Genomic DNA, 7,343 nt, shown 5'->3' with positions numbered 1-7,343 from the left:
GAAAAACAACAATAGACACAATAGGACACAATAGAAAAGGATTGAAAGCAATGGGAGGCAATTGGAAGCGATGGAAAGCAATTGTTTTCACCTTTGCACGGAATGGAAATCTTTGCAATGGCGCTCTTATGAACTTATGTACTCAGGTACTAAGGAACTAAGGTACTCAGGTACTCAGGCACTCAGGTCCTAAGGCACTCAGGCACTCAGGTACTCAGGTACTAAAAAAAACCACAATAGACACAATAGAACACAATAGAAAAGGATTGAAAGCAATGGGAGGCAATTGGAAGCGATGGAAAGCAATTGTCTTCACCTTTGCATGGAATGGAAATCTTCGGAATAGCTTTCTTATGAACTTATGTACTCAGGTACTAAGGAACTAAGGTACTCAGGAACTCAGGAACTCAGGCACGTTGATCTTGTAAAAGCCCCGCCATCTTCCGACAGCGGGGCTTACATAGTAAATTGTCAATTACAAATAGTAATTTGTTTACTCTCCGTAAATTTCAATCAGTATTTCCATGATTTTTTTACCGGCAGTGGCTACGCTGCTACCGGGGCCAAATATGGCCGAAACACCGGCATCGTACAAGAATTGGTAATCCTGCGATGGAATAACCCCTCCGGCAATCACGATGATATCTTCGCGGCCAAGCTTTTTCAGCTCTTCGATTACCGATGGTACCAGGGTTTTATGCCCGGCAGCCAGCGATGAAACACCCAAAACATGCACATCGTTTTCAACGGCTTGTTTGGCGGCTTCTTCGGGCGTTTGGAACAATGGCCCCATATCCACGTCGAAACCGAGGTCGGCATAACCGGTTGCTACTACTTTTGCGCCGCGGTCGTGCCCGTCTTGTCCCATTTTTGCAATCATAATGCGGGGCTGACGGCCTTCCATTTCGGCAAATTTTTCGACCAACTTCACAGCCTGGGCAAAGTCGTCGTTGTTTCTGGCTTCTGATGAATACACGCCTTCAATGGTTCTGATTACTGCTTTGTATCGTCCTACATGTTTTTCGCAAGCGTCGGAAATTTCGCCCAACGATGCACGTTTTTTCGCTGCCTCAACAGCCAATTCGAGCAAGTTGCCCTTGCCAGTCTCAACGGCATTCGACAAGGCAGTCAATGCTGCCTGGCATTCGTCTTCGTTACGCCCGGCACGCAATTTTTTCAGGCGCTCAATTTGTGATAAACGAACGGCTGTGTTGTCAATCTCGAGAATATCAATGGGGTCTTGCTTGTCGAGTTTATACTTGTTAACTCCCACAATGGTTTGTGTTCCGGCATCGATACGCCCCTGCGCACGTGCTGCGGCTTCTTCGATACGCATTTTAGGCACACCGGTTTCGATGGCTTTTGCCATACCACCCAGTTTTTCAACCTCTTCGATAAGCGCCCATGCTTTGGTATAAAGTTCCTGAGTGAGCGACTCAACATAGTACGAACCAGCCCATGGGTCAACACCACGGCAAATTTCGGTTTCTTGCTGAATGTATAACTGTGTGTTACGGGCAATACGTGCCGAGAAATCGGTTGGCAAGGCAATGGCCTCGTCGAGTGCGTTGGTGTGCAGCGATTGGGTGTGCCCCAGTGCCGAAGCCATGGCTTCGATACAGGTACGACCAACGTTGTTAAACGGATCCTGCTCGGTAAGCGACCAACCCGAAGTTTGCGAGTGGGTACGCAAAGCCATCGATTTTGGATTTTTCGGATTGAATTGTTTTACCAGCTTAGCCCAAATCATACGGGCAGCACGCATTTTGGCAATTTCCATAAAGTGGTTCATGCCGATAGCCCAGAAAAACGATAAACGTGGGGCAAACGAGTCGATATCCATACCGGCGTTAATTCCGGCACGTAAATACTCCAAACCATCGGCCAGAGTATAGGCCATTTCGATGTCGGCGGTTGCTCCGGCTTCCTGCATGTGATAACCCGAAATTGAAATCGAGTTAAAGCGCGGCATATTTTTCGACGTATATTCGAAAATGTCGGCAATAATTTTCATCGAGAATTTTGGCGGGTAGATGTAAGTATTCCGCACCATAAATTCTTTCAGAATATCGTTTTGTATCGTTCCCGAAAGCTGGTCGAGTGTAGCGCCCTGCTCCAAACCGGTAACAATGTAAAAAGCCAATACCGGAAGCACTGCTCCGTTCATGGTCATCGATACCGACATTTCGTCGAGTGGAATCTGGTCGAAAAGGATTTTCATGTCGAGAATAGAATCGACCGCCACACCGGCTTTCCCTACGTCGCCAACCACACGTGGGTGGTCGCTGTCGTAGCCACGGTGTGTAGCCAGGTCGAATGCCACCGACAAGCCTTTTTGTCCGGCTGCCAGGTTACGACGATAAAATGCGTTGCTTTCCTCGGCAGTTGAGAATCCGGCATATTGGCGGATCGTCCACGGGCGCATGGCGTACATAGCCGAATAAGGCCCGTGTAAAAACGGTGGAAGTCCGGCAGCATAATTCAGATGCTCCATTCCTTCGAGGTCGCTTTTTGTGTAAACTGGTTTCACGGGAATCTGCTCGGGTGTTACCCAATCTTTTTTAATCCCGTTTTCTTCGGCCCACTTCTGCTCATCAACCGCATTGGCCGCGCCGCTTTTGATATTTATATCTTTGAAATTTGGTTTCATACCTTTATGTTTTAGATTATAGACTTTAGATTAAAGACAATAGACTTTAGACCTGAGATTTTAGATTTTTAACAGATTGGATTGAAAGCCATTGAGCATTAACAAAATCTCTGTAGTTTCATTTAATACTTCAATACTTTTAGATTCCTGAATAAATTCAAGATCACTAGAAAGAATTATCAAAGTTTCCAATTCATATAAGGAACCACGTGCAATATCAAGAAAATGGCTAAATTCTTTATTTGTTCCACGACCAGCACCTTCAGCAATATTTGCCGGGATTGAAACAACAGCCCTCTTAACCTGAGAAGTCAGACCATAGATTTCTTCCTTAGGATACTCTTTTGTTAGCAAATAAACATCCTTAACCAACATCCGGGCTCTCTTCCAAATCTTTATTTCCTTATAATTATGCATGACATCTTGTCTTTTATCTAGTGTCAAAGATCTAATATCTATTGTCTAACATCTATTGTCTAACATCTATTTCTAATGTGTTTATTATATTAATTGTGCCTGGTACGACTTCAGCTCTTCCAACAAATTGCTGCGTACGTGGATGAAGTTGTTGATGCCTTTTGCTTCGAGCTCGTCTTTGCATTCGGGAAAACCTGCTACAACAAAGACTTCCCTGTCGAGTTGGCTGAAGGCCACGGGGGCAAGTGCGGCATACTCTTCATCAGAACTGCACAGTACTACAAGGTCGGCCCCGAGTTGCTTCGCATCGGCGATGCCTTCCTCAACGGTATCGTATCCCTTGCCTTCTTTCACTTCGAAACCGGCAACGGCAAAAAAGTTGGCAGCAAACTGGGCACGCGCCTTACGCATATTCAGTTTTCCAACAGGAAGCATAAACACCAGCGGACGCTTGTTTTTCAGCGCAAAAGTATCGGTTGCTGCACGCAAGGTTTCAAAAGCCTGCGCACCACGGTAAGTCGAAAGTGGCTCGGCAACAGCATTGCTCGCTTTGCACTGCCGGCGCTGAAATACTTCGGCATTAAGCTCTTTCTCCATGTACTCGGTAAAATTCGGGAATTGATTGGTTCCCAGTAGACTGTCTTTTCTAATCGCTATGTTTTTATCGAGCTTATCGGAAGTTGCCTTTACCTGTTCCTGAACAAATCCGGTTTTAAAAGCTTCAACATATCCACCTTTATCCTGAACCTCAACAAACAAGTTCCAGGCAGCAGTAGCAAGGCTGTCGGTAAGGGTTTCGATATAATAAGAACCGGCAGCCGGGTCTGAAATTTTGTCGAAATGCGATTCTTCTTTTAACAATATTTGCTGATTGCGGGCAATACGCTCCGAGAAGGGGGTGCTTTCTTCGTAAATCGAATTAAAGGGTATAACCGTCATTGAATCGGTTCCCCCCAGGGCTGCGCTCATGGCTTCGGTTTGCGTACGGAGCATGTTCACATAGGGATCATAAACGGTTTTGTTCCAGATGGTATTTTCGCTGTGAATATTCATGATTGCAGCGCAGGCACATTCGTCGGCGTTGCAGCCGGGCATATATGCCTCCACAATTTTTGCCCACAGAAAACGTGCAGCACGCAATTTGGCAATCTCCATAAAGTAATTGGTGCCCACACCCAGGTTGAATTTGATTTTTGGCGCTGCGATTTTAGCATCGAGGCCTGCTTCACTAAGTTGGGTAAGGTATTCGGCACCGGCAGCCAGGGCAAATGCCAGCTCCTGAGCGATGGATGAACCCGCATCGCGGAAAATTTTACCATTAACACCAATCAGCGACCATCCTTTCAGTCCAATGCTTTCTTCAATCAATGATTTGATTTTGGGCATAAGCGAAGCATCAAAAGCACCGTTGCGGGTCATTGCCCCAATGGGGTCGATGTTAACCGATGCTTTGATGTTGTTTTCACTTCCGTACTTGTTTGAGATGTATTGGGCAAGCACTTCGGCATTTTCCACCTTGTTGGAACAACAAATGAGGTTGAGCTCAATTGCCTCCAGACAAATGTCTTTTAACAAAACATCAAGATCAGAAAGTGTTAAGGTGTTTTTTCCTTCAACAATAAAACCAAGCGAAGTAACTCCGCGCTGAAGTACGCTGAGTGCTTTTTTATTGCCCGCTTCAAGGTCATCAACTTTTATATCCTGACGGATGTACCAGTCGTTTCCCTTTGTTTTCGCACCTCGTGAATAGGGAAATGCACCCGGAACATTGTCGAGATACTTCACCTTTTCAAGGTCTTCCTGACGATAGTAAGGCCTGACGTTGAAGCCTTCGATGGTTCTCCAAACCAGTGCCTTTTCAAAATCTTTCCCTTTCAGGTCGGCTTCAATTTTAGCCTCCCACTCCCGGGTGGTAACCGGGGGGAACTCTTCAAAGAGCTTTATCTTATTCTCTGCCATAACGTAACTGTATAGTTATTTTTTTAAACGAGGGCAAAGGTAGTTGTTTCAAAGTAGTTACGACAAGAGATTGCTCATATTTTCCTCAATTTAGGGTAATGTTAAAATTGCTCCATACATAGCACACAAAATACCTTTTTGTCTTTTTTGTCAGTCCTGCCTTTCAATAGCTGCATCGCTGTTCTTCTAAAAAGATTATTTGAATAATAACACCTATTTCACCACTTACCGCTTTTTGTCGATCTTTTACCGATTAGCAGGTATCAAAAACCTTAATTGTTATCAAATATCGGAGATCTTCTCTAATTTTGCGGGATACAATTTAAATAAGAATTGAAATGGATGCTAAAGTAAAAGCAATTATTGCACACTTCACCCTGATAGGCTGGATTATCGCACTGGTAATCAACAGCAACCAACGCGACGAATACACTTCATTTTATTTGCGTCAGACCATTGGCATCCATGTTATTGGCATGTTGCTTGGCATGGTTCCAGTAGTGGGATGGATACTGGCCATTGTATTGTTTGCCTTTTGGTTACTCAGTTTAATATACGCCGTTCAGGGTGACATGAAAGTCATTCCTTTTGGTGAATACTTTCAGGATTGGTTCAGAGGACTGTAATCAGAAAGCAGCCAGCAGTAATCCAAGGTCTTTTGTAGGAAGATGAAAACGGTCGCCAATGTCTTTATTGGTAAGGATTCCGTTATAGCAATACACCCCATCTCTGAAACCCGGTTTATTTTTTATGTAATGAGCCATGCCGCCCATTTCTCCAATTTCGATTAAAACGGAAGCAAAAATATTGCTCAGTGCAATGGTGGTAGTGCGCGAAACTCTTGCCGTAATGTTGGGTACGCAATAGTGTATCACTCCTTCGTCGGTATAGGTAGGATTTGAAAGACTGGTACAGCGCGTCGTTTCAAAACAGCCTCCCTGCGAAGCATTCAAATCGATGATCACTGAGTTGGATTTCATATTGCGGATCAAATCACGCGGTACAATGTAACGGGGATTTGTATTGAATGGCTGGGCTCCCAAAATCACATCGGCCGAGTTAATGGCCTTTTCGAGTACCCTGGGGTAATAAAGTGAGGTAAATATTTTCTGCGGAAAACGTTGCTCAAAAGTCCTTAGCTTGCTCACCGAATGGTCGAATATTTTAACTTCTGCTCCCAGTCCCAGTGCAGTGCGTGCAGCATATTCAGCAGCCGTATCGGCACCCAATATGAGAACCGAAGCCGGCGATATTCCGGTAATGCCACCAAACAACACGCCTTTCCCGCCATTGCTTACACTAAGGAGTTCGCTGGCAACCGTCATCGATACGATGCCCGAAATCTCACTCAGCGATTGCATTACAGGCAAATGATCGTGTTCGTCCTTGAGGTATTCATAAGCGATGGCCGTTACTTTTTTCTGTATCAGCTTGCGAATGGCCTCCTGATCCTGTATATGCATCTGGAGCATTGAAAACAGCACCTGATTTCCTCTTAATAAATCAATCTCATAATGGGTAAAGGGCGCTACCTTAAAGATAAAGTCGCATTGATACACTTCTGCCTTATTTCCGGTAACAACAGCTCCGGCCTCAGCATATTCAAGGTCGGTATAACGGGCCCTTTTACCGGCATTGCTTTCTATGGTCACCTCATGGCCGGCCTCGATCAGCATTTCAACAGCCTGAGGAGTCAATGGCAGACAAGGCTCATCGCTGTTCATGTTGGCCGGAATGCCCACAACAATTTTCTTCCCTCGTTTTCTGACTTCAAGTTTTTCCTCGGCAGGCATTAACTGCTGCTCTTCGAAACGATAGATATTTGATTTTGGACGATTCATAAATTACCAGCTAACTTGGGTTGAAATTAAAGCATTGTAACGAGAAACACAACTCAATCGGTTTCAATCGTTATTTTGCGCGATCCATCGGCCATCACCTCTATATTTACCACAAGCGTTTCCAATGGCAACAAAGGTTCAATGCGCTCGGGCCATTCAATAAAACAATGCTTCCCCGAATAAAAATATTCATCGGCCCCCATATCGTAGGCTTCTTCAATATTTTTCAGTCGGTAGCAATCGAAATGATAAACCAGCAAATTGCCTTTCCCCGTGTATTCATTCACCAGCGAAAAAGATGGACTGGTTACGGGGTCGTTGATGCCCATGGCCGAACAAAGCGCTTTGATAAAAGTGGTTTTACCAGCTCCCATGGCTCCATAAAAAGCAAAAATCCGGTAAGCAGCTGTAAGTTCAAGAAACTCAGTTGCAGCCTGGTCGATGGTCTTCAGGTCAGGTAGAACGATCGTTTTCAT

The 7,343-nt window shown here is 44.9% G+C and carries 6 protein-coding genes; 1 reads left to right on the top strand and 5 read right to left on the bottom strand.

What is annotated here, in order from left to right; genetic code table 11:
• Window positions 1-493 precede the first annotated feature (493 nt).
• The 3 genes from scpA to FHS86_RS15790 form a co-directional block, all read right to left on the bottom strand.
• Window positions 494-2,650: a methylmalonyl-CoA mutase gene (scpA, locus tag FHS86_RS15800; RefSeq protein ID WP_429415864.1), complete on the bottom strand. Its 2,157-nt coding sequence runs from the start codon at window positions 2,648-2,650 to the stop codon at window positions 494-496.
• 60 nt (window positions 2,651-2,710) lie between these two features.
• Window positions 2,711-3,067 (bottom strand): four helix bundle protein, encoded by a 357-nt coding sequence (locus FHS86_RS15795; protein WP_429415861.1) that lies wholly within the window; start codon window positions 3,065-3,067, stop codon window positions 2,711-2,713.
• Between the two features lie 84 nt (window positions 3,068-3,151).
• On the bottom strand, window positions 3,152-5,026 hold the full coding sequence (locus FHS86_RS15790; RefSeq protein WP_429415858.1) for a methylmalonyl-CoA mutase family protein: 1,875 nt from the start codon (window positions 5,024-5,026) through the stop codon (window positions 3,152-3,154).
• Between the two features lie 338 nt (window positions 5,027-5,364).
• On the opposite strand from FHS86_RS15790, the gene FHS86_RS15785 reads away from it, so the two are divergent.
• Window positions 5,365-5,652: a hypothetical protein gene (locus tag FHS86_RS15785; RefSeq protein ID WP_429415855.1), complete on the top strand. Its 288-nt coding sequence runs from the start codon at window positions 5,365-5,367 to the stop codon at window positions 5,650-5,652.
• On the opposite strand, the gene FHS86_RS15780 is transcribed toward FHS86_RS15785, so the two are convergent.
• The gene (locus tag FHS86_RS15780; protein ID WP_429415852.1) at window positions 5,653-6,867 is read right to left on the bottom strand and encodes an alanine dehydrogenase; all 1,215 of its coding nucleotides are present in this window, start codon (window positions 6,865-6,867) and stop codon (window positions 5,653-5,655) included.
• A 53-nt stretch (window positions 6,868-6,920) separates the two neighbouring features.
• Window positions 6,921-7,343, bottom strand: a complete 423-nt coding sequence (gene tsaE, locus FHS86_RS15775; protein WP_429415849.1) for a tRNA (adenosine(37)-N6)-threonylcarbamoyltransferase complex ATPase subunit type 1 TsaE — start codon at window positions 7,341-7,343, stop codon at window positions 6,921-6,923.

Source organism: Roseimarinus sediminis (assembly GCF_050433125.1).
In the GTDB taxonomy this organism is placed as follows: Bacteria; Bacteroidota; Bacteroidia; order Bacteroidales; family Prolixibacteraceae; genus Roseimarinus; species Roseimarinus sediminis.
Note: the sequence above shows the minus strand (reverse complement) of the source record. Positions and strands in the feature narration are given on the sequence as shown.